The following is a 26,346-nucleotide window of genomic DNA, read 5'->3' on the forward strand; positions in this document are numbered from 1 at the left end:
AAATAAATGCAAATAAAAGAATGAGGTGCACGCTGTTTTTGGTACCTCTCATTCTTTTATTAGCTAACCTTTTTATATTAACTGAATCATAGCGCTATTGTAGAGGGCGGGCGAGTATCTGTCATCACTATCTATCACCACCTATAGTCAGTGAAAATTAATACCGCTACATTATGCACTGTTAAATCAATTTTTTTGCTTACTGTGCTTGCGCAGACAGAGGCTGCAAAAATTGATATTGGCAGTACCGTATCGTTTTTGAGATACTTTGACTATACCACCACAGCACCAATAAAAAACCGACCATCATGATGATAGTCGGTGGTATAACGGACTTTGATTGGCAAATCGTATAGCGATTAAATCAAATCGCTATACGCTTGGATAGCAGTTAGCGCGATGGTATAGACGATATCATCAACGAGTGCGCCACGCGATAAGTCATTGACTGGCTTATTCAAACCTTGCAGCATCGGTCCAACGCTGATGACATTGGCGCTACGCTGCACCGCTTTATACGTGGTGTTACCAGTATTGAGATCAGGGAAAATAAAGACGTTGGCTTGACCTGCGACAGGAGAGTCAGGCGCTTTTTGTTTGCCCACACTCATGACCGAGGCGGCATCATATTGTAGTGGGCCGTCGACTTTGAGGTTCGGCGCACGCTCACGGACGATTTGGGTGGCACGAGCGACTTTTTCGACATCCGCGCCTGCGCCTGATGAGCCCGTAGAATAGCTGATCATCGCGACTTTTGGATCGATACCAAAGGCAGCAGCAGACTGTGCCGATTGAATGGCAATTTCTGCCAACTCTTCAGCATTCGGATCAGGATTGATCGCACAGTCACCATAGACAACCACTTGCTCAGGCAACAGCATAAAGAACACGGACGATACGAGCGAGTACTGCGGCGCGGTTTTGATTAATTGAAATGCTGGGCGTACGGTATTGGCAGTGGTATGAATCGCACCTGAAACCAGACCGTCGACCTCATCTAGCTGTAGCATGATGGTGCCAAGATACACCGTATCTTTTAGATATTCAGCGGCGACGTCTGCGCCAGTCTTGCCTTTACGGCGCTCAACGACAGCAGCGATATATTTGCTCATATCAAGGGTATCAGGGTCGATGATTTCTAGACCTTCTGGCAACGTCAAATCGCGATTTTTGGCGACTTGTTCGACATCGCTGCGTTTTGCGAGCAGTACGCAATCAGCGATACCGCGGCTCTGACAGATACAGGCCGCTTCGACGGTACGTGGTTCAGAACCTTCTGGCAATACGATACGTTTTTTAGCGTGCTGTGATTTTTTGACCAACTGATGGCGAAACGCCGATGGGGACAAGCGCGGTTCATGATTACGGCTAAAGTATTCTTTAATCCAGCTCAAATCCAAATGCGCTGCTACGTAACGCGCCACTTCTTCAGCGCGATCGGTGTCATCACTTGGAATCTCTGAGCTCATATGGACAAGGCTCTGTACCGTTTGATAGCTGTCACTCTCGACGCTCATGATAGGGATGCCCGTTTTGAGCGCCGACTGCCACAGCTCCGTTACGGTCTCGCTTGGTAGGATACCACCTGTCAAGACCAATCCTGCCAGCGGAATGCCATTGATACAGGCCAATCCTGCGGCCAGTAGCAAGTCATCGCGGTCACCAGGGACCACCATCAACGTACCACGTTTGAACACTTGATTGACACGAGCGACTGAGCGCGCCGTTAGACTGATGCGATTGATACGACGTGTTTTTGCTTCACCAACGTTAAGCCAAGTGGCATCAAGCTCGGTGGCAATGTCCCAAGTGCGCGGTACAGACAACGAATCGCTAAAGGGAACGACACCGATGAGGCGAAACGCGTCGGTATTGAACGAAGGCGATAGACGCTGCACTTCTTGCAAAAAGGTTGGATCTAAGCTGACGACCGCCTCACCCGGAGCGACTGGTTGATTTTCAAAGGTATTAGGCACGTCTTGTACCCGCATCAATATCACGCCAAGCGTACGCGCATCCATGACACCGCCGAACTCGCGCGCATGCACATCAAGCTTGTCCGCCAACGCCGCTGGTTGACTGATATCAGCGGCACCAACAAATATGATCTTGGCATCTAAAGCATGGGCGAGGGCGCGGTTGATTTGTGAAGCGTAAGAGGTCTCAGTGGTCGGCACCAGACCTTCACAGATGATGACGTCAGGGCCATCATCTATTGTGTGATAATTGGCAATCACTTCTTCCATCAAATCATCAAGGTTGCCATCGCCCAACATCCGCTCGACGTGCTGACGACTGATCGATTTGGGCGGCTTTAGACCAAAGGCATGCATGGTCAATGCGCTTGAGCTGTCTAAGCTGTGCTGCTTATCTAGGGTATCGTCTTGCAAAAACGGCTTCATAAAGCCCGCTTTGATACCGTTATAATCAAAGGCGCGAATCAGTCCAAGCGCGGCTGATGTCACACCGATACCGCGGCTAATGGGAACAAGTAAAATGGTCTGCATAGTGTATCCTACGGTTTATTTTATTATTAAGTTCAATTCATCCTTGCCAGAATGAGCAATGTGCTGAGTATGTACGCCATAGCCTTATAGCAAATGTTAATTATATAGATATGGCGTATCAAACACGCTCACGCTTATATTAAATTCAATGCCTGACGAGTCTCTTGAGCAATACGGCACTCTTCATCAGTTGGGACGACCCATAACTCGATACTGCTGTCATCTGCGTGGAAGCTGCCTTCTTTACCACGAACCAAACTGGCATTTTTGTCAGCATCTATTTTGATACCGAAATGACGCATCACTGCCAGGATTTTGGTACGTGTAATGTCGGAGTTCTCACCGATACCGCCAGTAAAGACAATACCGGTAAACTCTGGTAGCGCACAGCTAAGGCTGGCCAGATATTTACCAGCACGATAGCAAAACATCTCGATAGCGAGCTTGGCATCTTCGTGACCTTCACTGGCTGCTTGCTCGATGGTACGCAAGTCGTTAGAAAGTCCTGAGATACCAAGTAGACCGCTGTCATTATTAAGCATTTTGTCGGTCTCTTCTAAGCTCATACCGAGCTGACGCTTCAGGTGCATGTGCAAGCTAGGATCCACATCGCCACTACGCGTACCCATCATAAGGCCCTCAAGTGGGGTCAGACCCATGCTGGTATCGAGACTTTTGCCATCGTATACTGCGGCGGCTGAGCAACCATTGCCTAGATGTGCTGTTAGCCAGCCATGTGGCCCTTTTATCTCAGTGATTTGGCTGGTGCGTTCTGAGACGTAAGCATGTGATGTGCCATGGAAGCCATAGCGACGGATTTTATGTTCTTCGTATAGATATTTTGGTAGCGCATAGCGAAAAGCAACGGGCGGCATGGTTTGGTGAAAAGCGGTGTCAAACACCACCACTTGCGGCATATCAGGATAGATCGCCTGAACCGCTTCGATACCCAGTGCATTTGCAGGGTTGTGTAGCGGAGCTAATATTTTGAGACGCTTCACTTCTTCTAACGCATGCTCATCAACGCGAACGGCTTTGGAGTATTCGCGGCCACCATGTACCACGCGGTGTCCAACGGCGATGAAGTGGTACTGCTCTAGTAGCTCAAGGATTTTTTGTAGCGCCAGCTTATGGCGACCACCAGGAATAGAGATTTCAAGTTTTTCACCGTTTAAGGTCGTGTGCTTAATACGGGCGGTATCGAGACCTAGGTTTTCGGCAAGACCGGTGATACGAGTAGAGTTGTCATCACTAATCAACGCGTATTTGATGGAAGACGAGCCGCAGTTTAAAACCAAGGTTGGGCTGGTCAGGGTTGATGTTTCAGAGTTCTTATCATCAAAAGTGGTGGTTAGGCTGGCGCTCATACTCTATCCTTAGATTGGTTTTTATAGGTGGGTTTTTGTAGGTCGAAAATCATCATATCGTCAGATTACTATGATAAAAACGACACTGACATCGCATCGTTCTCATATTAAGGTGATGATAGATTGATCGTATTTAACACAAAATTAGCCATATCCATGCTGATCTATCAAACAAGTATATGATCGATCTTAGTCATACTGAGGCTGATGGTTGTATCTTATTACTATATAGCAGTACCGCTGAATCGTAGGCCTGAGCCTCAGCATAGCCGTAAGGCCGCGGTATAATGTAACATATTTTCGTAGCGATAACGGTAAGGTTTAAAATTGGTGTCTATCAAGCGTTTAAAATATTGGTACATCTGTTATAGCCAGTGGCTCCTAGGTACTTTAGCCATTGATTATTGGCTGTTGTAGAGCTGCCTTATGAATATCAAAAATTGTAAGAAATATTGTCCAAATTCCTATCAGACATGTTTCTATGCGCAAATTATCAAGCGATACCGTCAGTAAATTATGATGAAAGCATCAAACCAATCCCCACTATGAGCCAAATTTATTGGCCAATGCTGTTCAGTATGCGTATAGCTTTGTGTCATAATGCTATGATTAAAACTTTGATATTGGCCATTTTTGGGCTGCCTTTTTCGCTCTTTATTTATTACGATTTTTAATCGCACTTACACCGCTACACGCTCACAGGTGATCCACTCTATGTCTACTATACTTCGCTCATCAGAAACTGGGCATATCGCCTTATGGAGACTTGCCAGTCGCCGCGCCATTATTACTTTAGTTATTGGCAATGCGATGATGGTAGGGTTGTCAGGCTGCGGGCAAAAAGGCGCTTTGTACTTGCCAGAGTCTACTAGCCAAACGGTAGAGGGTAGCCCATCTGTACTAAATAGTACGAGCCATCCACAAGATGCCGCTTTTGCTGGTATTAATGATGATACCTATCAAAAAAATGACTATCTAGATGAACAGCAAATACTGCCCGAGCCGAGTACAGATCCTAACGATTATTAATGTTTATTCTTACCCTTGATACCCTGATTATATTAGAGATGTTTATATGAGTCATTCTGAACTACCTGCTGACGTAACCGATGTTGCTACTGGCGAATCTGTCACTATTCAAACTGAGCACGGTCTATATGTTGATCCTAAAGCGTTGAGCGCTCATCTGCCCGCGCTAAGCTATCGCGACGACGCGCTACATATGGAGCAGGTTAGTGTTGATGAGTTGGCAAAACAATATGGTACGCCATGCTATGTCTACTCAAAGCAGGCGATACTGGATGTTTATCAAGCCTATACCGATAGCTTTACCAGTCTCGATCATCAGGTATGCTACGCGGTAAAAGCAAACTCGAATCTTGCGGTGCTTGGAATGCTTGCGCAGGCAGGTGCGGGGTTTGACATCGTCTCTCGTGGTGAGCTGGTGCGCGTACTGGCTGCAGGTGGCGCAGCGTCGCGCGTTGTCTTCTCAGGTGTTGGCAAAACTTACGGCGATATCGAATACGCACTGACCCAAGGTATTGGCTGCTTTAACGTCGAGTCGATCAGTGAGCTGACCTTGATCAACGAGGTAGCGGCAGCACTGAATAAACGTGCGCCAATCTCATTACGCGTCAATCCAAATGTCGATGCCAAGACGCATCCGTATATCTCAACAGGTCTTAAAGACAACAAGTTTGGTATTACCCACGAAGACGCCTTAGCGGTCTATCAGCAAGCGGCGGATTTATCGCATATTGATATCGTTGGTATTGATTGTCACATTGGCTCGCAGTTGACGGAAGTCGCGCCGTTTGTCGCCGCACTAGATAAAGTCATTGAGCTGATACATAGCCTGCGCGATCATGGTATTGAGCTGCGTCATATTGATTTGGGTGGCGGTCTAGGCGTGCGTTATATTGATGAGACGCCCGTGTCTATCGATGAGTTTGCCGAGGCTTTATTACCAAAGCTGAGCGAGCTTGGTTTGACCGTATTCTTTGAGCCGGGTCGTAGTATTGTTGCCAATGCTGGTGTGCTATTGACGCAAGTCGATGTACTTAAGCCGACTGAGCATAAGAACTTTGCGATTGTCGATGCTGCGATGAATGACTTGATTCGTCCTGCTTTATATCAAGCTGAAATGGCCGTGATTCCAAGTACCTTGCCGAGCGATGGTATTGATACAAATGGTACAAAGCCGTGGGACATCGTTGGCGCGATTTGTGAGACAGGGGATTTTTTAGCAAAAGATCGCTTACTGTCATTAGAGGCAGGAGCTGTCCTGGCAGTGACGGGCGCAGGGGCTTATGGCTTTACTATGAGTAGTAATTACAACTCGCGTCCGCGAGCCAGCGAAGTGATGGTATCAGGCAATAACCATCAGCTCATCCGCAAACGTGAAACGGTTGAAGCATTGTATGCTGACGAAATACTGTGGCAGGATAAATAAAGCCGCCAACCCGCCAACACTGACACTGTTTTTGCATCATAAATAAAACCCACTGTGATAATAACGGTGGGTTTTTTATGGCAAACTCGAATGGGGTATATCGAGTTTGAGGTATAACGATAAGTTAGTATTTGATAGCGGTGATAATTATGATTGTATCTGACAGCGTGCTAATATAAGCCATACATAAAAATAGGATAGGACATCAAAGATATGCTAATAGAATTTACTAAAATGCATGGGCTGGGCAATGATTTTATGGTTATCGATTTGGTGACCCAGCGCTTAGATTTGAGCAAGGAGTTGGTAGCGTTATTGGGAGATCGTCACCTAGGTATTGGCTTTGATCAACTGCTTGTGGTCGAGCCACCGATGCGCCCCGATGTTGATTTTAGTTACCGTATTTTTAACACCGATGGCACCGAGGTGGAGCAATGCGGCAATGGTGCGCGCTGTTTCGCCCGTTTTGTCCAAGCACGTAAACTGTCATTTAAGCAGCGGCTACGGGTTGAGACGGCGAGCGGCATTATCTCTTTGACCACTGATCGGTTTGGTTGGGTAGAGGTTGATATGGGTAAGCCCAAGTTTGAGCCAAATGAGATTCCCTTTAGCCCAAGAGCCACGACCAAAATCCAAAACACTTATCACCTCGATGTCAATGGCACACCTGTACAGCTATATGTCGCCAATATGGGCAACCCACATGCCGTTATCAAAGTTGATGACGTGCTTGACGCTGAGGTTGAGACGTTAGGCAAGGCCATTGAGTCCCATCCAGCGTTCCCAGATCGCGTCAACGTGGGCTTTATGCAAGTGATGAACCAGCGTCATATTCGTCTGCGTGTGTATGAGCGCGGCGTGGGCGAGACGCAAGCTTGCGGCACGGGCGCCTGTGCAGCAGTTGCAGTCGGTATAAGAGAGGGCTGGCTCGATGAAGGCGAAGAAGTGCGCGCGCAGCTCTATGGTGGCAGCTTGATCATCAAGTGGCAGCCTGGCTATTCAGTTATGATGACAGGTCCGACTGCTTTTGTTTATGAAGGAGTCTTTAGTCCAGATGGTTTGATGGCGCAAGCAGGTATTAAGCCAAGTTCTGAAGGCTGATATCTGTCGTTAGAAAAATGATATCAATAACATGGGTGCTTCTGATATGGTTATGTCCACTCATCAAGACGGTCAGACAACGCAAACGGCACCTTGGCTATCAGCTGAGCTGGCGGCGAATATAGAGTCAGATGCCGCGCTACGAGCGTTATTAGCACCTGTCCATCGTTGGCTCAATACGCTGTCTGTGCGTAATCACTCGCCGCATACGCTGACCGCTTATTTTGCTGGCTTAAACCAACTGGCACTGTTCTTACGCGGTAAGCGTCTGACGTGGACGCGTTGTGATAAGCGCCAACTGGCTCAGCATATTAGTCAGCGTCTCGATGAAGACAAGCTTGCGCTTGCTAGCGTTCAGCAAGAGCTGTCAGCGATTCGGCATTTTTATGGTTGGCTCATAGAGGAGGATTTGGCGCGTATCAATCCAACGACCGGCTATCAGCTCAAGCGTAGCCCTAGACCATTACCCTCTATCGCTGATGTGGATTTATTGACGCAGTTACTCGATCAACAAATCCCTGATACGCCAGAGCAGGCGCGCTTGTGGTTGCGTGATAAAGCCATGTTTGAGCTGCTCTATAGTAGTGGTCTACGTGTTGGCGAGTTGGTCGCACTCGATATGGCTGATGTGGACTTGTCTGATTTACGAGTGCGAGTCACTGGTAAGGGTAATAAAACCCGCTTAGTACCATTAGGTGCAAAGGCAGCAGAGGCGATAACACGCTATCTACCGCATCGCAATCTATGGGTCGAACAGATGGACAGCGCCTTGTTCATTAGCGAAAAACTCGGCACCAGACTATCGACGCGAGCAGTACAGCAGCGTCTAAAAGTTGCGGCGACTCGCGCAGGTATTGCGCAAAACATGTATCCACATCTACTGCGTCATTGCTTTGCCTCACACATGTTGTCAGGTAGTGGTGACTTGCGTGCCGTGCAGGAGATGTTAGGACATAGCGATATCAGTACCACGCAAATTTACACCCACGTTGATTTTGCCAAATTAACACAAGTCTATGATCGCGCCCATCCACGAGCCACCCACACTCAAAATGATGAAAATCCTACCTAATTGAGTAATCTACGGTTTAAGCAATCTACGGGACTTCTTAAGTTATGCCAAACGATGACAATCAAAGATAGGTAATTTCTGTCGACCTTGCACTTGAGCTTGCTTGTCTAATGATGCCATGACGATGGCGTATCCTTTATCTATGTCAGATGTCGTAGACAGATTTAGCTCACTGCTATCATGGCTCGCAATAACGCTGCCATCAAAAGCAGTAATGGTAGTATGTCCCCACGTCTGGCGAGTATTGCCATCTTTATATGCATGATCGCCGCCCTGTGCTGCACCGATCACCATGCACTGACTGTCCAAAGCACGTGCCTGTAACAATAGCGACCAATGCGCCTGTCCCGTTAGATAAGTAAAAGCAGACGGTGCACTTAATATATCAGCACCTGATTGACGTAAGCGCTGCGCTAGAGCAGGAAAGCGCAAATCAAAACAGACCATCATACCCAACTGATAGACAGCGCCTTCTGACTCAAGAGGCGCAACCACGGTCTGCGTGCCCGGCTCAAATGTCGCCGCTTCATTGTAGCTGCCTTGCTTGTCGGCCACGGTCGCGGTAAACAGATGAATCTTATCGTAGCGCGCCACTCGCGTACCATCAGGTGCAAACAATTGACTGACTTGGCGCAGCCGACCATCAGGAACGACCATGCCATCAGGCCGATAAGGGCAAGGCAGTGAGCCTGCCAGTAGATATATATTATGAGTGCGGGCATACTCTGCCATCGTCGCTGATAGCGCGTCAAAACGCTCTGCAGTCGCAAACTGCTGACCCATGCTACAGCAGTTTTCAGGTACGACAACGAGTTCAGCACCTTGCGATTTGGCATCAATGATCGCCGCTTTTATATTCGCTAAATTGCTATCGATGTCTTGCTGGCTGTTCATTTGAATGGCAGCTGTGCTAAATTGAGAGGGCATTGTTGTGTCAGTCATGACAATATTCTCCGTGACGGGTAAGTCTTGATGGCTGCTCATGACAATTTTTTATGACGTTTTTTATTATAAAATGTTGATGACGCTGAACAAACCATTCATAGTTATCGGTTGGTTATTAAGGCAAACATGCTAAATTTGTATCACAAACATACCAATCGTATCTGGATAGGATATAAATTAACGTAGCAAAATTGTGATAAAAAATGCTATCGTCATGTCCTGTTAAGGTGACATCATCGCCTTAATTGGCAAAATAAATACAATATGACCAAGACTGGAGTGTAATAAGCCGCCCATGAGTATGTCATTCGGATTGGCGAGCACGCTAAGCACCTCACAAAAACTGACACCGCAAATGCAGCAAGCCATTAAATTGCTGCAGCTCTCTAGTCTTGAGCTCGCACAAGAGGTTCAAGCCAAACTGGATAGTAATCCGCTGCTTGAACGTATCGAAGAGGATGATGACGAGTACGAGAATAACCGTGACGATAGAGCAGATGAGCTAAGCGAGTCATTAACACTTGATAGCTGGAACCAAAGCAGCAGTGACGCATCTAGCGCAGGATCTGATAACCATACAGACTATGGTGACGATAGCACTGACAGCTGGGAGAAACTGCAGCAATCTCGTATTGATGATGGAGCGATGGATAGTGATAGCAGTTTTGAGACGGATAGCTTCGATGCCAGCAGCTTTGATACAGGTAACTATGCTTCTGCCTCCACAGGTTCTGGTAGCAGTAGAGCGGATGAGGATTTTGATAGTTATCAGGGCGGTACTTCGTCGACTATCCAAGATCACGTACGTTGGCAGCTCAACTTTAAGCGCCTATCAGAAGCGGACACCCTGATTGCAGAGTATTTGATGGACTCTATGGATGACATGGGATTCATACGAATTGATATCGATGAGCTGCTACAGAGCTTTGATACCATGGCCAACTTTTATCAGTGGGATGAACGCGTTGAGTACGACGAGGTCATGGCCGTATTGCGTATGATCCAATCTTGCGATCCGATTGGCGTTGGCGCACGTCATTTGAGTGAGTGCCTAGCGATTCAGTTATCCAAGCTAGACGCCAATACTGCATATCTCAAAGAAGCAAAAGCGTTGCTAACAGCCGGCGAGCTTTTGGTGAGTAACAATATCAAAGCGCTTACTGAACGGACAGGCCTTGCCCCTGAGAACATCACCCCTGCGCTTAACTTACTGCGCACCTTAAACCCTTCACCCGGATTACTCTTTCAGATCAACCAGCCTGATTATACCCAGCAGCCCGACAGTTACGACATTCCAGATGTATTAGTCACACCCATTAGGAGTCGTAAAGCCACTGCCAATGCTGAGGCATTAGAAGACGGTTGGCATGTACGCCTCAATCCTGACACCTTGCCGAAGCTGCGAGTAAACCAAGAATATGCCAATTTAGTCAAACGCGGTGATGACAGTCCGGACAACCAATATCTGCGTGAAAACCTCACCGATGCGCGCCTCTTTATCCGCAGTATTGAGGAGCGCAATCAAAACCTATTAAAAGTAGCAACCAGTATTGTGCGTTATCAGCAGGAGTTTTTGCAGCACGGTGCAACGGCCATGCAACCACTTATTCTAAAGGCAATCGCAGAAGAAGTAAATCTACACGAGTCCACCGTTTCACGTCTCACGACCAGTAAGACGATTTTGACACCGCAAGGACTATTTTCACTAAAGCACTTTTTTTCTTCTCACGTCAGCAGTTCGGATGGCGATATCTCATCAACGGCCATCAGTGCCATGATTAAAAAGCTCATCGCTGATGAAGATCCCAAAAAACCGCTATCGGATAGCCGTATTCAAAAAGAATTATTGGCAGACGGTATCGATATTGCCAGAAGAACTGTTGCCAAATATCGTGAAGCCATGAATATTGGCTCATCTACTCAGCGCAAACAGAAGTATTAATCGTTTAAATACAGCCATCTGCAACAATTTTGAGTAATCATTGATATTTCTGTGGCAAGATATAAAAAATAAAATTTTTTGATTATATAGAAACATGATGGAAACAACAGCTATTGTTACACTTAATTACAATTTAACGTCTTGCTACTATCCCTCTTTCATGACAAATTAGAGTCATACCAACAACGAAATCTAAGTGCCAATCTATAGTATTTACTTGTAATGAATAGATCTCTTGCAAAAGTACCAGTTCATTGACTTCAACTGACGGAGTTACAAGGGCTGACGATGACTTATGCAAGAAGTCTAATAAAGGAGACGATAAAAGGATACGTCGAAATCTTACTAGAGGCATTAGATAGATTATTGGTAAGGCAGGATGATAAGAGCAGGAATGCGACTTCATCTGTTGAATGTAAGTTACAAATACAAGGACAATAATATGAATGTTTCTATCAGTGGTCACCATATCAGTGTTACCGAAGCTATGGACACAGCAGTTCGTGAAAAGCTTGAAAAAGTAGAGCGACACTTTGATCAGATACAGAGTATTAAAGTGATATTATCGTTAGACAATAGTGGCGCAAGTGATGGCGGTAAAAAAAGTCATAAAGCTGAAGCAATTATGCGCGTCTCAGGTCAAGAAATGTTTGTCCAAGCCTTAGAAGATGATATGTATAAAGCCATTAATGAGATGGCAGACAAACTTGATAGACAAGTACGTAAGTACAAGACCCGTCAAGAGCGCAAAAAGACTCAGGGTGCTGGGCGTGATGAGCGCTATCAAGACACCACGCCTGCTGAAGCAGTGCCAGCAGCTTAATCATAGGTTTGAATAACGTTGATTAAGTGGGCAATCAGATCATCAAGAGCGTCTGAACGAGCTAAAAAATAAGAAATTTGACAAACAGCTATTTCATTCATTGGTGATCTATAAAAGAAAAAAGACCTCGAACGTTTGACACGTTGAGGTCTTTTTTAGTACGTCTCTAATGATGCGGTTAAGAGTTCATAATTAATAAAAACTAATGACAGACTGAAATATAAAAATTAGCCTCCGCCCACAGCCTGTACGACTTCTATATTCATACCTTCTACAATACGCAATTGAGCCAGCTCACTCTTTGGTGTTAGCTCACCATCTACTTCAACGGCATAGCGTCCTTGACTGAGTCCAAGTTCATTGATGACTAATTGCACTGTCTGATGAGTGGTTTGTAAGTTTTTACCATTAACACTAATGGTGCTCATATAAAATCCTCCTTAATAATTTGAGATTCCTTGTAGTAACGGTCCTATAAGTATTAGTCGCAATATAGGTGCTTTGAATCTTATAGGCGACTATTTGTATCTATACTCATAATATCAATCAATCTTCGGCAGGTATGAGTAGAATGGATTAATCCATTGAGTTCTCAAGTCGAAATGCAGAGATAGCAAGCCATAACCAACCTGCAATCATAAGAACCCCGCCAATGGGCGTAATCGCGCCAAACCAGCGCGGTGCTCCAAGCGTCATGGCATATAGACTACCGGCAAATATAATAATACCGGTTTGCAATAACCAAGCCGTAGCTTGAGTGGTATATTTTAAGCGTATCAGTAAGCCCACAACTAATAGACCCAGCGCATGTATGAACAAATACAGCGTCGCAGTATGCCACCATTCAAGTTGTTGCACATTTACGACGCCCTTCAAACCATGCGCACCAAATGCACCCAAAGCGACAGCGATGGCCATATTAATCGCGGCAATACCGATCCAATTTAACATGACAACACTCGTCTTTTTTTGATGCTATTGAATATCATCAGGTAAAATCACGCTATCAATGGTCATGGCATCGCGGATTTTGTCCATCGCGTTTTTTTCGATCTGACGGACACGTTCAGCGGATATAGAGTAAACCGCGGCCAGCTCGTGCAAAGTGGATTTTTGCTCAGAGAGCCAGCGCTGCTCGACGATATCACGTGAGCGATCGTCTAATGTCCCCATAGCCGCGATGAGGGCAGACGAGTTATTTTCTTCCCAGTCTTCTTCTTCTAGCTGTTCAGCTGGGTCAATGCCATCTTCCAAAAACAGCTGCGGTGCATAGCGACCGTCATCATCGTCGCTGGATTGCGCTTCAAATGAGGCGTCATAAGAGGTCAGACGCGACTCCATCTCGAGCACTTGCTTGCGCGTGACATTCAAATCTTTGGCAATCGCGTCTGCTTCTTCTAGCGTGAGCTGATTATTGGTTTTCTTTAAACTACGTAAATTAAAGAATAACTTGCGATGTGCTTTGGTGGTCGCGACTTTTACGATACGCCAGTTACGGATGACAAATTCGTGAATTTCAGCTTTGATCCAATGTACGGCAAAAGACACCAAGCGCACGCCTTTATTCGGATCAAACCGTTTGACCGCCTTCATCAATCCAAGATTACCTTCTTGGATTAAATCAGCTTGTGGCAGTCCATAACCTGAGTAGCTACGTGCAATATGAATGACAAAACGCAGATGCGACATCACCAGCAGACGTGCTGCTTCGACATCACCTTCATCATAATAGCGATGGGCAAGTTCTTGCTCTTGTACAGGCGTTAAGATCGGAATTTGATGCACAGTATTGATGTAGGCGCCCAGATTAACCCCCGGCGCTGCCAAATGGGTTGGCATTGCTGGCACCAAATCGCGCGTACTGGTATTGCCTAATGTACTGGCATCATAAGGTGGGCGCTGTGCAGCTGCCTTTAGTGCCGCATCGCGCGCATCGTTTTTTATAGGAGCTGTGCTGTCTTTTTTATTCGCATTCGCAGCATCAGAAGTAGTAGTAGCCATATTCTTGACCTTGGTTAAATAGTTAAGCAAACAGTCAGATAAAAATCTCTATAGTTGTAATTGTAAAGGACAGCAGCGTTTAGTTGCTATCAGTTTTGGTAATGATGAAGTGATATATTGTAGCGAAACGCTGCAATGATGTGCTATTGCCTGACAAATCAGTAACTTCGTTGACGATTAACGCTAAGTAGTCGCTCGTTTGTGTTTGCTGACTCTGACGACAAAACGCTGTGATATCAGCTTGTGAGTTGGGATCCGTCGCGACCACATATAATGAGTCACCAGAGGCTACATCGCGTAACGCAACCTTGGTTTTCAGCAGTGGCATTGGGCATGCAAGCCCGCGACCGTCGACGAAACGCTTGACATTTAGTAAAGGTTGCTCTTCATCTATTTTCGTCTCAGTGCCAACATCTAGGCCATCATTCTCTACTGGCAACAAGTCTAACAGATGATTGATCTCTTGCTGTTCTGGATCGGATAAGCTCGCTGATAAGTAAATAGAGTGTGATGCACGTTTGATGGGTAATTGGCTATCAGCGGACATAATACAAACCTTACAAGTATCAGTATTTCGGTTTCTTTATCAAAAAAGGCTCAAACAATTCTTTTGATTATCGTCAATCTATTTACGGCAACCATGAGCTTACTATTATTGTGTTTAACCATTATACCAAATAGCCGATGTATAATTGCATTTGAATATAATCAACGCCATGTTCGGTTCATTAGAATCACACAGTCATGTTGCACAATCGTGACGGGTGGCTGTGTGATTGGTAGCTAAGCACATAGTAGAATTGACCTTATACAAACAAGCTCGTATAGTCGAAAAGACGTCGTCAACAATCTGATAGGATACGAATTTGTACCACGCTAATAGACCGCCACGACTTATTAAAGCCGCCAGCCATTCGTTAAATAAGCTGTCGGGAAGCTCGCTATCTAAACTATTTGGGCAAACAGATAGCCGCAACTCTGTGGTTTTATCTTTTTCAAATAATATCAAAATCGGACTGTCAGTGACACTGCTGGTAATTGCTACAAGTGCTCATAGCAAGGATGGTGATGATAGCCAAGCTATGGCATTTGCCAATCATTCATGGCAAACAGTAGAGTCACAATCGTTAGAGCTACCCAATTTGCGCGGGCAAGGACTGAGCTTTGCTGAGCAGTATCAAAACAAAATGCTGGGTGAGTGGTCATTACAGAACATCAATGGTCGGGTCAAAATGGAGCACGACCCTTGGGTGCAAGAAACGGTAAAAGACATGACGTGGCGATTGAACGCCCAAGCCCGTCAGCAAGCACCACTTGGCTTAGTTATTCTTGATAATCCCAGCATCAATGCTTTTGCGGCACCTGGTGGAGTCATCGGGATCAATACAGGGACGATATTGGCCGCCAAAAGTATGGATGAGCTGGCAAGTGTCATCGCCCATGAAGTCGCGCACATCAGTCAACGTCACTATGAGCACAGCGCAGACGAGCGCAAAAAAGCCTTACTGATGCAAGTAGGCGGTATGTTGGCTGCGATTGCCGCATCAGCAGTCGATGGTGATGCGGCGGCGGCTGTAATGGCGGGTAGCCAGACAGCCTCTATGAATAGCAGCATGGCTTTTAGCCGTAACAACGAGCGCGAGGCCGACCGAGTAGGGATGCAAATCATGACTCAGGCAAGCTATGACCCTCGGGCAATGCCACGGTTTTTTGCCACGATGAATCAACAAAGCCAGCTCAATCAGGTTGAAAATCGCTTTTTACCAAGCTTTGTGCGCTCGCACCCGCTCAGTGATGAGCGACTGAGTGAGTCGCAGAGCCGTGCTGGGCAGTATCCCACACTGTCATTGAGCCAGCAGCAGCGTCATCAAGCCTTGTTTGATTTGCTCTATTGGCGTGTACAAGTTACTGGCAAACATGCTTCTGAAGTGACGCTCACAACCGCTGCTAAAAATAGTCTGGGTGCCAAACTTGCCTTAGTGAGCTGGTACGGAGAACAGCAGCGCATCGAAGAGGCTAATGAGGTATTGGCACAGATTAATAAACTCCCAAATACGCAGCGTCAAAGCCTAGAACCTTTACTATCGATTACTCATAGCCAGCTTTTAAGCGAACAAGGCAAATGGCAACAAGCTGCAGATATTTTAGAGCGTCAGCAGCGTCTTTATCCTGAGCGCCGTGACTTGCGTCTGTATTTGGCGGAAGCACTGACCAATAGCAATCAGCCATTAAGGGCACAAGTACTGCTAAAACCACTCACAGAGCAACAACCAAGCGATCGCTATGCATGGCAAAGTTTGCAGCTTGCTAATGAAAAGCTCGCTAAAACCGCAACGTCACCACAACTGGCTAATATTGCAACGATCAACGCATTGCGTTATCGCAGTTATGATCAACTTTGGAATGGGCGCTATGAGAGTGCGTTGACATCACTGACGCAGGCCAAGCAATTGACTGAAAACCTGCAAGCCACAGCACAAAGCAATAGTGCGCGCCCATTGCTAGCCAATATCAATGCAGAAATCAAAGCAATAAAAACCGCCAAAGACTTTGAGCCTTAGGCGGTTTGTAAATAGTCAGTTTTTCGTACAACAACAGGTGCGCTTGACAACATCATTTTCAGTAGTAGCATCTCATATGCCGGCTTGCTACCCAAAATGAGAAATTAGCCTTGTAGCGCATCTTTAACCATTTTAGAGATCAACGCAGGATCAGCACGACCAGCGGTCTTGTTTTTCAATACACCCATCACGCTGCCCATATCACGCATAGAAGTGGCACCTTGCTCTGCGATTTCCGCGTTGACCAATGCCATGATTTCATCTTGATTCATTTGCTGCGGCATAAACTCATTGATAATATCAATCTCAAACTGCTCTTTGGCCGCCAAATCATCACGACCATTTTCAGTAAAAATAGAGAGCGACTCTTGACGTTGTTTGAGCTGCTTTTGTAGCACTTCTAATACTTGCGCGTCATCAAGCTCTGTCTGACGATCGATCTCAATTTGTTTGACCACTGATTGTACGTTGCGCAGTATTTTGACACGCTCAAGCTCACGAGCTTTCATAGAAGTTTTGATGTTGTCTGATAACGTCTGTTTAAGTTGGCTCACTGCTATTATCCTTATGTATTTGTTAAAGGCTGCTTGTTAGATATTATTCATTAGATCGTGAGATCTTTATGGTAAAACCTGCTGAGAGCGGGCTTTGATAAAAAATTGCGTCAGCAGTAACAACGAAAATTGTAGCATAAAAAACGCCACTGATATCGATGGATAACAGTGGCGTTAGTGTAGCACTTGTACTTAACTAATCAGATTATTGATTAGTACATACGAGTAGTACGAATAGTTTCGCGTTGTAACTTCTTCTTATAACGCTTTACGGCAGCAGCTTTTTTGCGCTTACGTACTTGCGTTGGTTTTTCATAAAACTCACGCTTACGTACGTCTGATAATACACCAGCTTTTTCACAAGCGCGCTTGAAACGACGGATAGCGATGTCAACTGGTTCGTTTTCTTTAACCTTAACTGCAGGCATGAAGACTCCTCGATTAGGATGAGATATAAGGGCATTAGTTTGGCTGTATAGTAGTATTTAGCCGTAATATCTCAAGATTACAGGCATCAGCTCAAACTAGGACAATTCTCACGCATTAGCGCAAGGGCAGGTATTTTAATAAAAAATATCAACAAAGTCAATGATTTTAACGGTTTATTGTCTATTTATACTTTGTTTAAAATGTATCGAGGCTGAGCTGTCAGGTTTTAGGTGAGTTAGAGCACAAAGTTTAGTGTCAATAAAAAATCCCTACGGTCTATAACGGTTTAGTGGGAGTTTATGCTATGATATTTCCCATATTGTAGGGTCTATCAACCGTTTTGTGCGTATTTTATTGAGGATGTTGGAATGAAAAAAACAGTATTGAACACGGTGTTAAGCACAGCTTTTATCGTAGCTTTGGGTGCGGGCGTGAGTGCTTGTAGCGGCGGCGAAGAGCACGAAGAAGTATTGGCGATCGATATGGTAGATGAAGCGGCTGAGCTAGCACGCGCAAACGCCCCTGAAGCAGAAGACATGGAGTTTCCAGAGACGGCACCGATGCCAGCGGAGGATGCAACAGCTGCAGATGGGACAGAAGCTGATGCCACTGTTGAAGCAGGTACAGCGGATACAAGCATGGCAGACGCGACAACCCCAGCCACAGAGAGTGCTGATACCGCGGCTGCGCCTGCTGCCACTGACAGCGCCGATATGGCAACACCTGCTGAATAAGCTTTTAATTAGACTCGTAATATAATATTGTGAGTCTATGAACTGCTACAAAAAATTTGGCCACAGACGCATCAAATAAAGGTAAGGTCATGATCGATATACAGCAGCATATAAAAAGACTGAGCTTATCTGTTATCAGTCTGAGTGTGTTATTAGTATTGAGCGCTTGTAGTGGTGATAACGCGACTACGGAAGCGTCTAGCGCAGCCAACGAACCTGCTGCTACGAGTGTTGAAGAAACAGTTGTAACAGAATCTGAAACTACGGTGCCTGAGCCTATGGCTGAATCTGAGACTACCGACATGGTGGTTGAAGAAAAGACTGCTGTTGTCGCTGAGCCTGAAGTGCTCGCTGCAAATGCTGGTGCTAAACTTTACGAGTCAAACTGTAAAGTCTGCCATACAGCGGGTTTATTGAATGCACCGAAATATGGTGACACAGCCGCTTGGGCGACTCGTCTGACCAAAGATAAAGAGACACTATACATGCACTCCGCTAAGGGCTTTAATAAAATGCCAGCACAAGCGGTAAATGGTGTCAGTGAGGCACAAGTCAAAGCCGCTGTTGATTATATGCTCGCGTCAGTAAGCTGATGTAGTATATATATAGAGTATACCAGTCATTGAAATTTGTTAAACTGACCGTCATTGTGACCGACAATGGCGGTTTTTTTATGCGCGTTTTCTATTACTATCGATTTTAAAAATATGACTGGCTGTGCGAAGCGGATTTGATTCGCTATTCAAAATTTTAAAGCGATATACAATAAAAACGCGGCAAAAAATAGTCCGAAAACAAAAGCATAAAGGCAAAAGTATGAAGGTATTGGGTTTAGAGACGTCTTGTGATGAAACTGGGCTGGCGATCTTTGATAGCGAGCAGATCAATAATGACAATCAAGGGTTGGTCGGGCAAGTACTGTACTCACAGATTGAGCTACATGCGCTCTATGGCGGCGTTGTACCTGAGCTTGCCAGTCGTGATCATATTCGTAAGCTCGTGCCCTTACTCAACGAGCTGCTTGAGCAGTGTGACATTAGTAAAAACGACATCGATGCGATTGCCTATACTAAAGGGCCAGGGCTGATCGGTGCGTTGATGACCGGCGCATTATTTGGCCGCAGTCTGGCGTATGGTTTGGATATTCCTGCCATTGGTATTCATCATATGGAAGGGCATTTGCTCGCGCCGCTTATGGGTGCCAATCCGCCCGCTTTTCCTTTTGTTTCGCTGTTGGTCTCTGGTGGTCACACTTTACTTATAGCCGCTCATGGTGTGGGACAGTATGAAATCTTGGGTGAGTCGATCGATGACGCGGCGGGTGAGTGCTTTGATAAAGTGGCTAAGATGCTAGGCTTACCTTATCCCGGTGGGCCTAATGTTGCCAAACTGGCAGAAGCTGGCAACCCTGATGCTTACGCACTGCCAAGACCGATGCTACATCGAGGTTTGGACTTTTCGTTTAGTGGTATGAAAACAGCGGTACATAACCTGATTAAAGACACTGCTGGCTCTGATAGTGATCCGCACATTCGCGCGGATATCGCCGCGAGCTTCCAATATGCAGTGGTCGATACGCTAGTAAAAAAATGCGTCAAAGCACTCAAGCAAGCAGGTATGAGCCGTCTGGTCATTGCAGGCGGCGTCAGTGCCAACATACATCTGCGCGAGATGCTAGAGGCAGAGCTGGCTAAGATCAATGCAACGGTCCACTATGCACCGCCCGCGCTGTGTACGGACAATGGTGCGATGATTGCTTATGCCGGATTTGAGCGCCTGCAAGCTGGGCAATCTGATGATCTGGCGGTTAGCTGTATTCCGCGCTGGCCAATGACAGAGTTGCCAGCCGTATAATTGAGCCTTTTGTCCACCAAACCTATTTGAACTAAGGACAGTCTATGCAGTGGCTTGCTATTGGTCTGGGAGCAGCATTCGGTGCTTGCCTGCGCGCGTGGCTATCGCGTTTCAATGCCTTGCACGGTTGGGTACCACTTGGGACTCTGAGCGCCAATATACTAGGAGGACTTCTGATAGGACTCGCGCTAGTATGGTTCGAGCGTATGGGAAGTAATCTATCTGATCATGTGCGTGTCTTTGTGATTACCGGATTTTTGGGCGGGTTAACTACCTTTAGTACGTTTAGTGCAGAAGTATTTGGTTTTATTCATGATGGGCGGCTGCTAGCAGGCTTAGCACTTATAGGCTTGCATGTTGGACTGACATTATTAGCAACCGCGCTTGGCTTTTATTTCTTTAAGGTCGTGCTTTGAGCTTGTATCGATATCACCTGCTTAATGAGTGGTCTGATTTAAGTGGTTATCGAAATACAGTCTGTTTTAAATGGTCTGTTAATGAGTCTAGAGGGCATAATGACTGGTTCCGCTGGGGTATACCGCAACATTACAAGATGACTAGGTAACTAGGTTATATCTCTAGTTTTGACGGCATAGTTTGTGTCAATATGACAGTGTCAGGTTTTTAACAGATAGCTATACGTCTCTAGATAGCTCTGCCAGTGATTATATATTAGGTTGCTCCTTCCTTTATCGCCACTTTCTTTAGTAGGCATATAACTGATAAACCCTACCATATCAGAAGGATAGCCAAAATCATCATAAACGCTGTTTACCTTATTAAAGTCAGCATCACTGTTAAGTCTGTTCTTAAATAACCAAAGTAAGATAATATATCGCAATCTATCATTTACACGTTCATCATCTATAGTTATGGTGCTATTCTCTCTACTTACACCACTGTCATCTATCTCTAAATATTGAACATGAGGGTTCAGATAGCTGCCGTTCAATAAAATATCAAGAGCAATTTCAAGTAAGTATTTACTGTCAGGGTAGTTAATTAGGGAAACGTCAACTATCTTTCCTAAGTCTTGTAAATCTATTATCTTGCGACTGATAGCAAAATCGACTTCCTTCTCAGATAAGACAATATCGTTTTCTTTTAAAAAAGAAAATGGAATACTAATATTTTTCACGTTTAGTTTCTCTATATCTTGAATGATACTGGTTACGGCTGCCAGTGCGATGCCTGTATAGCGCACCGAACTATAGGCTAATTCTTTATTAATTCTTTATTAATCCATCATTACCATCATTCTTTAATGCAGGAACACGTTCTTGTATTGCATGATAAAACCCATCTTTGTCTTTTGGTGATATCACTATGCTACCCCCTTTATATATTATCTCAATCCTATCTAAGGACAGTGCTGGAGCAGATAACGTACTGTTGGTAGGAGTGATTTGGGTAATATCTTTCAATGAAATGCTTCGAGTAGAAAAACCATAATTCACTAACAGTTCGTCATCTGACAAACTGTACTTTACGCTGAAAAATATTAATAAGAGTAATATTGCACCTGGCATGGTAAAAAGACTAATAAATATTGTTCTTTTAATTGAACTATTGTTGTATATCCATTCTCCTACAGGCACCAAAATGAGTAATAAGCTAAAACCTAATATTAAAAAAGCTAACCAGAGATCGATCTTTGATGCAAATACAGTATTTATCATAATTTATTAGCAGAAAGCCCTTAGTTGATTTTATATTCGAAAAGCTCAGTTCATGTACACCATGAAGTACATTGTGACTGTTTCAGCGAGATAAAACATTGATACCAGTAGCCTACAGCCTAGTGTTCAAGTCCTCACTAGGGAACCATTATTTACCATAACATTCATTACGATATGAAAAGGTGAATAATATTTCATCACTATAAAAAAGTAATTAGTAATGAAACTACAATGGCTTCACAATTCCATCAAGTAAACTCGCAAAACCCTGCATATACGCCGTATCTTGACTCGACGTGCGCGTTGCGGCATAAAGCTGACAATACACGCCATCACCTAATGGTCGCGAGACTACCCAGCCTTTTTTCTCATACTCCGCCACCACCCAATCAGGCAATGCCGCTACGCCACGTTCACTGGCGACCAACTGAATCAGCATTGCGGTCAGCTCCGTGGTGCGAATATCGGCAAAGCTTACATCGCTTGGCGTCATAAAATTGGCAATGATATCGAGGCGTTTGGCTTCTACCGGATAGGCAATCAATGTCTCGTTGGTCAAATCATCTGGTTCAATAAATTCTTGCGTCGCTAAATCATGCGTTGGTGACAGCACCAAGCGACTCTCATATTCAAACAATGGTTGATAGCTAATACCGTCGAGCGGTAAATCACTGGTGGTGATAAGCAAATCGATATCACCTTCCATCAAGAGATGATGCGGCTCAGGCTCAAAGCCCGTGGCAAAATCAAGCTCGACATCTGACCATTCACGGCGATAGTGATTGAGTATCGGCATGAGCCAATCAAAGCAGCTGTGACACTCTGATGCCAGTCGTAACCTGCCCGCTTGACCATGTGCCAAGCGCTTTAGATCGTTTTTGGTACGCGTGACTTGCGGCATGATATTATCCGCTAAGGCTAGCACGGCCTTGCCCGCTGGTGTAAAGCTAAGCGGGCGCGTGCGGCGATTGACGAGGCTGACGTCGTAGTAGTTTTCTAGCTCTTTGAGCTGATGCGAGACTGCAGACGCCGTGACATGTAGCTCATCGGCCGCTGCCGCAAGTGAACCATGCGCCCGTAGCGCAGTTAAGGTATTAAGATGACGAAGCTCAAGCATGATAAGACCTAACCGCTAAAGTGAGAAAAACTCATTATAGTGGATACTGTGTTGATTTTCACTCATAGATGTTGTCAATGAGTGATTGCTGCTAGCGCTTGCGTAACAACAACTGTGAGATGACCACCAATACTAGCGAGGCGACCAGCAATAACGTACCTATCGCATTGACTTCTGGTTTGAGGCCTACCCGCACCATCGAATAAATACGCAGCGGTAAAATCTCATAACTAGGCCCTGTGACAAAGGTCGATACCACCACGTCATCAAGCGACAAGGTAAAGGCGAGTAACCAACCTGCCATGACCGCAGGCAAAATAACAGGAATCAGCACCGTGCGTACCATCGTCGACTCAGATGCGCCCAAATCGCGCGCTGCCTCCATTAGCCGCTCATCTAAGCTGCTCAGACGCGCAAAAACAGTAATGACCACGAACGGTAGGCAAAAAGTGATATGCGCTATCAGTAAAGACACAAAGCCTAGCTGTAAACCTATCAATAAAAACAGTGCCAGTAGTGAGATAGCCAGTACAATCTCAGGCGACATCATCAGCACAAATAGCAGCCCGTTTAGCAAGCCTTTACCACGAAAGTTATAACGATGTAGTGCGAGCGCAGTGAGCGTACCAATCAAAGTCGAAACCGTAGCGGCGACCAAACCCAAGACAATAGAGTGCCAAAATGCATCGAGCATCGCTTGGTTATTAAATAATGACTCGTACCACTTTAGGCTAAAGCCGCCCCAGTTATAGCCAATTTTTGATTTGTTAAATGACATCACCACCAAAACAATGATGGGTAGATATAACAAAGTATAAATAAGACCGAGATAGCCTTTGGCAGCGATACTGCCAATCTTGAGCTTACGTGAATAAGACATTAGGCCACCTCGTTAAAGTCAGTCTTGCCAATGCGGCGACTACTGGCGCGATAAGCCAGTAATAATACCGCCATTGCCACTGTCAATAACACGCTAGCAGCAGCACCAAACGGCCAGTCACGGGCGTCTAAGAATTGGTTTTTGATGATATTACCGACGAGTAGGTTGCGAGAGCCGCCCAAAATATCCGCCACATAAAACATACCCATCGCAGGCAACAGCACGAGCAGTACGCCAGAGATAATCCCTGGCGTCGTCAGTGGTAGTACCACATGCCAAAAGGTCTGTGTTTTTGATGCACCCAAATCCTGAGAAGCCAATAGCATGTCATTGCGTAAATCGGTAAACACGGCATATAGCGGTAATACCATAAATGGGAATAATAAGTAAGTTAGACCAGCAATGACCGCGCCTTGCGTATATAAAATATCGATAGGAGCATCAATGGTACCGATTGCCAGCAGTGACTTATTAATCAAGCCATTATTCGCGAAGAGCAGCTTTAACGCATAGGTGCGTACCAGAGAGTTGGTCCAAAAGGGCAGGATCAACAGCAGCATGAGTAACGGCTGCCATCGCACTTTTACCTTGGACACGAGCCATGCAAAAGGATAGCCCAGCAGTAGACAGATAACCGTTGTGATACCTGCCATCCACAATGAATGAACGAACACCTCAAAATATAACGGATCAACCATGCGCACATAGCTGTCAATATTGATAGGTAAGCTAATAAAGGCGCTGCTATCTCGGGTTAAAAAACTGACCGCGATGACCAATATATTTGGTAATAGCGCAAATATCAGTAGCCAACCCCAGATCAGCCAGAGCGTTGCCGTACGAAACGGACTTTTGCTGCCTAAGTGGTTGCGGGCCATCAGCTACCATCCTTTTGTACAGTCGCCTTGTTTGTATGGTCAGCGTCTTCTGGCAATACCCACTCCCAGCCATCAACCCATGAGACCTTGACGCCTTCGTTGAGTTTGTAATCAAAGCTTGGGTCATCTTCATCAAAAAACTCAGAGGCCTTAATGATATGGCCATTTGCCAATTCAATAATCGAGTCTAACGTACTGCCTTTATAATTACTTTCGATGACGCGCCCCAGTAGTCCGCTATGCTCATTATCTTTTGGATCATATATGCGTAAGTCTTCGGGACGAAGTAGTAAATTGACGATATCGCCCACTTGTACATCATTGGCAAAATTGGGTCGACGCAAGTTACGTAGCGTTGTTGGCCCTTCTTGCGCTTGAGCCTCACAGACTTCAACTTCGATGCGTCCATTGGTCACGTTGCCATCACGATCTGGAAGGTCTGGATAGACACCCTTGACCTCAGCTCTAAACAGATTGGTCTCGCCGATAAACTTGGCAGTAAACAAGTTGGCAGGAGTCTCATAAATCTCAATAGGCGTGCCAATTTGCTGGAACATGCCGTCTTTCATCACGGCAATGCGGTCTGACATCGACAGCGCTTCTTCTTGATCATGCGTGACAAATACAAAGGTAATGCCCAGCTCACGTTGTAGACGCTTGAGCTCTGATTGCATTTGCAAACGTAGTTTGTGATCAAGCGCGGATAGTGGCTCATCGAGTAGTAATAGCTTGGGGCGATTGATCACCGCACGGGCGATCGCCACGCGCTGCTGCTGCCCACCAGATAAATCCTGCGGTTTGCGATTGGCCAAATGCTCCAACTGCACCATAGCCAGCATCTCGCTGACGCGAGCTTGAATCTCAGCTTTTGGCACTTTTTTTAGCTTTAATCCATACGCGACATTTTGGGCGACGCTCATATGTGGAAACAATGCGTACTGCTGAAATACCGTATTGACCGGACGTTTATCAGCGGATAAGCCTGCCATCTGTACGCCATCTAGATAGATTGTCCCCGCATTGGGCTGCTCAAAACCTGCAATCAAGCGCAGCAAGGTTGTCTTACCACAGCCTGAGGGCCCAAGCAGTGTCAAAAACTCGCCGTGCTTGATATCAAGGTTGATGTCTTTTAACACTTCAGTTTGATCGTAGGTTTTTTTGATACCATTTAATTGCAGCAACGTCTTGTCATTTTGAGGTGACGCAGAGGTTTTGTGCGTGCTTGGCGATGGGTCGGTCATAATATCTGTTCCTAAGCGTCAAATAGATCAGAGCAGTAAATCAATGCAGCCATCAAGGTATCTCGATGTCATCAAAAAACTGGCAAGAGCGTAAGCACGATTTGATTGCTGCCTGATAGCTGTCTGATTGCTGCGTATTATAACAAACCCGTGATATAAATCAGTGCAAGTTCGTTATAAGTTACGCGAGTCGTACCGTCATAGCAGCG

Annotated in this window: 26 protein-coding genes; 11 read left to right on the forward strand and 15 right to left on the reverse strand. The window is 45.6% G+C overall.

Features of this window, described 5'->3' with window-relative positions; all coding sequences use genetic code 11:
• Positions 1–359: 359 nt before the first annotated feature.
• Together pta and BLR43_RS00300 are read right to left on the reverse strand one after the other, a co-directional pair.
• Entirely contained in the window at positions 360–2,507 is a 2,148-nt protein-coding gene (gene pta, locus BLR43_RS00295; protein WP_071002438.1) for a phosphate acetyltransferase, read from the reverse strand.
• Positions 2,508–2,641: 134 nt separating this feature from the next.
• On the reverse strand, positions 2,642–3,874 hold the full coding sequence (locus BLR43_RS00300; protein WP_093067355.1) for an acetate/propionate family kinase: 1,233 nt from the start codon (positions 3,872–3,874) through the stop codon (positions 2,642–2,644).
• Between the two features lie 714 nt (positions 3,875–4,588).
• Here BLR43_RS00300 and lptM point away from each other — a divergent pair.
• The 4 genes from lptM (at position 4,589) to BLR43_RS00325 (ending at position 8,499) form a co-directional block, all read left to right on the forward strand.
• Positions 4,589–4,903, forward strand: a complete 315-nt coding sequence (gene lptM, locus BLR43_RS00310; RefSeq protein WP_093067363.1) for an LPS translocon maturation chaperone LptM — start codon at positions 4,589–4,591, stop codon at positions 4,901–4,903.
• A 46-nt stretch (positions 4,904–4,949) separates the two neighbouring features.
• The gene (lysA, locus tag BLR43_RS00315) at positions 4,950–6,326 is read left to right on the forward strand and encodes a diaminopimelate decarboxylase (RefSeq protein ID WP_093067366.1); all 1,377 of its coding nucleotides are present in this window, start codon (positions 4,950–4,952) and stop codon (positions 6,324–6,326) included.
• Between the two features lie 213 nt (positions 6,327–6,539).
• Positions 6,540–7,427: a diaminopimelate epimerase gene (gene dapF / locus BLR43_RS00320; RefSeq protein ID WP_093067369.1), complete on the forward strand. Its 888-nt coding sequence runs from the start codon at positions 6,540–6,542 to the stop codon at positions 7,425–7,427.
• A 46-nt stretch (positions 7,428–7,473) separates the two neighbouring features.
• Positions 7,474–8,499, forward strand: a complete 1,026-nt coding sequence (locus tag BLR43_RS00325; RefSeq protein ID WP_093067908.1) for a tyrosine recombinase XerC — start codon at positions 7,474–7,476, stop codon at positions 8,497–8,499.
• Between the two features lie 42 nt (positions 8,500–8,541).
• Here the strand turns inward: BLR43_RS00325 and BLR43_RS00330 are convergent, their stop codons facing one another.
• On the reverse strand, positions 8,542–9,441 hold the full coding sequence (locus tag BLR43_RS00330; protein WP_093067373.1) for a nitrilase-related carbon-nitrogen hydrolase: 900 nt from the start codon (positions 9,439–9,441) through the stop codon (positions 8,542–8,544).
• 298 nt (positions 9,442–9,739) lie between these two features.
• Here BLR43_RS00330 and rpoN point away from each other — a divergent pair, with 298 nt between their 5' ends.
• Together rpoN and hpf are read left to right on the forward strand one after the other, a co-directional pair.
• Positions 9,740–11,386 (forward strand): RNA polymerase factor sigma-54, encoded by a 1,647-nt coding sequence (rpoN, locus tag BLR43_RS00335; protein WP_093067378.1) that lies wholly within the window; start codon positions 9,740–9,742, stop codon positions 11,384–11,386.
• A gap of 442 nt (positions 11,387–11,828) precedes the next feature.
• Positions 11,829–12,209 carry a ribosome hibernation-promoting factor, HPF/YfiA family gene (hpf, locus tag BLR43_RS00340; RefSeq protein ID WP_071002423.1) on the forward strand — a complete coding sequence of 127 codons (381 nt, stop codon included), beginning with the start codon at positions 11,829–11,831 and terminating at the stop codon, positions 12,207–12,209.
• 227 nt (positions 12,210–12,436) lie between these two features.
• Here the strand turns inward: hpf and thiS are convergent, their stop codons facing one another.
• From thiS to BLR43_RS00360, 4 genes are all read right to left on the reverse strand, one after another.
• On the reverse strand, positions 12,437–12,637 hold the full coding sequence (gene thiS, locus BLR43_RS00345) for a sulfur carrier protein ThiS (RefSeq protein WP_058025626.1): 201 nt from the start codon (positions 12,635–12,637) through the stop codon (positions 12,437–12,439).
• Positions 12,638–12,785: 148 nt separating this feature from the next.
• Positions 12,786–13,160, reverse strand: a complete 375-nt coding sequence (locus BLR43_RS00350; protein WP_071002422.1) for a DUF423 domain-containing protein — start codon at positions 13,158–13,160, stop codon at positions 12,786–12,788.
• A 24-nt stretch (positions 13,161–13,184) separates the two neighbouring features.
• The gene (rpoH, locus tag BLR43_RS00355; RefSeq protein ID WP_201587611.1) at positions 13,185–14,048 is read right to left on the reverse strand and encodes an RNA polymerase sigma factor RpoH; all 864 of its coding nucleotides are present in this window, start codon (positions 14,046–14,048) and stop codon (positions 13,185–13,187) included.
• A 241-nt stretch (positions 14,049–14,289) separates the two neighbouring features.
• On the reverse strand, positions 14,290–14,757 hold the full coding sequence (locus BLR43_RS00360; RefSeq protein ID WP_093067385.1) for a sulfurtransferase TusA family protein: 468 nt from the start codon (positions 14,755–14,757) through the stop codon (positions 14,290–14,292).
• A gap of 319 nt (positions 14,758–15,076) precedes the next feature.
• On the opposite strand from BLR43_RS00360, the gene BLR43_RS00365 reads away from it, so the two are divergent.
• Positions 15,077–16,771 carry a M48 family metalloprotease gene (locus tag BLR43_RS00365; RefSeq protein ID WP_227674187.1) on the forward strand — a complete coding sequence of 565 codons (1,695 nt, stop codon included), beginning with the start codon at positions 15,077–15,079 and terminating at the stop codon, positions 16,769–16,771.
• 104 nt (positions 16,772–16,875) lie between these two features.
• Here the strand turns inward: BLR43_RS00365 and BLR43_RS00370 are convergent, their stop codons facing one another.
• Both BLR43_RS00370 and rpsU read right to left on the reverse strand, forming a co-directional pair.
• Positions 16,876–17,325, reverse strand: coding sequence for a GatB/YqeY domain-containing protein (locus tag BLR43_RS00370; protein WP_093067389.1), 450 nt, complete (start codon positions 17,323–17,325; stop codon positions 16,876–16,878).
• Positions 17,326–17,537: 212 nt separating this feature from the next.
• Positions 17,538–17,753 (reverse strand): 30S ribosomal protein S21, encoded by a 216-nt coding sequence (gene rpsU / locus BLR43_RS00375; RefSeq protein ID WP_010195908.1) that lies wholly within the window; start codon positions 17,751–17,753, stop codon positions 17,538–17,540.
• Between the two features lie 369 nt (positions 17,754–18,122).
• Between rpsU and BLR43_RS00380 the strand changes: the two genes are divergently transcribed.
• The 4 genes from BLR43_RS00380 (at position 18,123) to crcB (ending at position 20,758) form a co-directional block, all read left to right on the forward strand.
• Positions 18,123–18,488: a hypothetical protein gene (locus BLR43_RS00380; RefSeq protein WP_093067393.1), complete on the forward strand. Its 366-nt coding sequence runs from the start codon at positions 18,123–18,125 to the stop codon at positions 18,486–18,488.
• 89 nt (positions 18,489–18,577) lie between these two features.
• Positions 18,578–19,081, forward strand: coding sequence for a c-type cytochrome (locus BLR43_RS00385; RefSeq protein ID WP_093067398.1), 504 nt, complete (start codon positions 18,578–18,580; stop codon positions 19,079–19,081).
• Positions 19,082–19,304: 223 nt separating this feature from the next.
• Entirely contained in the window at positions 19,305–20,342 is a 1,038-nt protein-coding gene (gene tsaD / locus BLR43_RS00390; RefSeq protein WP_093067401.1) for a tRNA (adenosine(37)-N6)-threonylcarbamoyltransferase complex transferase subunit TsaD, read from the forward strand.
• Between the two features lie 44 nt (positions 20,343–20,386).
• The gene (gene crcB, locus BLR43_RS00395; RefSeq protein WP_093067408.1) at positions 20,387–20,758 is read left to right on the forward strand and encodes a fluoride efflux transporter CrcB; all 372 of its coding nucleotides are present in this window, start codon (positions 20,387–20,389) and stop codon (positions 20,756–20,758) included.
• Between the two features lie 200 nt (positions 20,759–20,958).
• On the opposite strand, the gene BLR43_RS00400 is transcribed toward crcB, so the two are convergent.
• The 6 genes from BLR43_RS00400 to potA all read right to left on the reverse strand — a co-directional run bounded on the left by BLR43_RS00400 (position 20,959) and on the right by potA (position 26,137).
• On the reverse strand, positions 20,959–21,480 hold the full coding sequence (locus BLR43_RS00400; protein WP_167669364.1) for a DUF2247 family protein: 522 nt from the start codon (positions 21,478–21,480) through the stop codon (positions 20,959–20,961).
• 88 nt (positions 21,481–21,568) lie between these two features.
• Complete coding sequence (locus BLR43_RS00405) at positions 21,569–22,021, reverse strand: PH domain-containing protein (protein WP_093067414.1); 453 nt, start codon at positions 22,019–22,021, stop codon at positions 21,569–21,571.
• Between the two features lie 226 nt (positions 22,022–22,247).
• Positions 22,248–23,138, reverse strand: a complete 891-nt coding sequence (locus tag BLR43_RS00410) for a LysR family transcriptional regulator (protein WP_093067420.1) — start codon at positions 23,136–23,138, stop codon at positions 22,248–22,250.
• A gap of 91 nt (positions 23,139–23,229) precedes the next feature.
• Positions 23,230–24,018 (reverse strand): spermidine/putrescine ABC transporter permease PotC, encoded by a 789-nt coding sequence (gene potC, locus BLR43_RS00415; RefSeq protein WP_093067423.1) that lies wholly within the window; start codon positions 24,016–24,018, stop codon positions 23,230–23,232.
• Entirely contained in the window at positions 24,018–24,896 is an 879-nt protein-coding gene (potB, locus tag BLR43_RS00420) for a spermidine/putrescine ABC transporter permease PotB (protein ID WP_093067426.1), read from the reverse strand. The genes potC and potB overlap by 1 nt, the downstream gene beginning before the upstream one ends.
• Positions 24,896–26,137 carry a spermidine/putrescine ABC transporter ATP-binding protein PotA gene (gene potA, locus BLR43_RS00425; RefSeq protein WP_093067429.1) on the reverse strand — a complete coding sequence of 414 codons (1,242 nt, stop codon included), beginning with the start codon at positions 26,135–26,137 and terminating at the stop codon, positions 24,896–24,898. Before potA ends, potB begins: the two co-directional genes overlap by 1 nt.
• Positions 26,138–26,346 lie beyond the last annotated feature (209 nt).

The organism is Psychrobacter pacificensis (assembly GCF_900101915.1).
Lineage (GTDB): Bacteria > Pseudomonadota > Gammaproteobacteria > Pseudomonadales > Moraxellaceae > Psychrobacter > Psychrobacter pacificensis.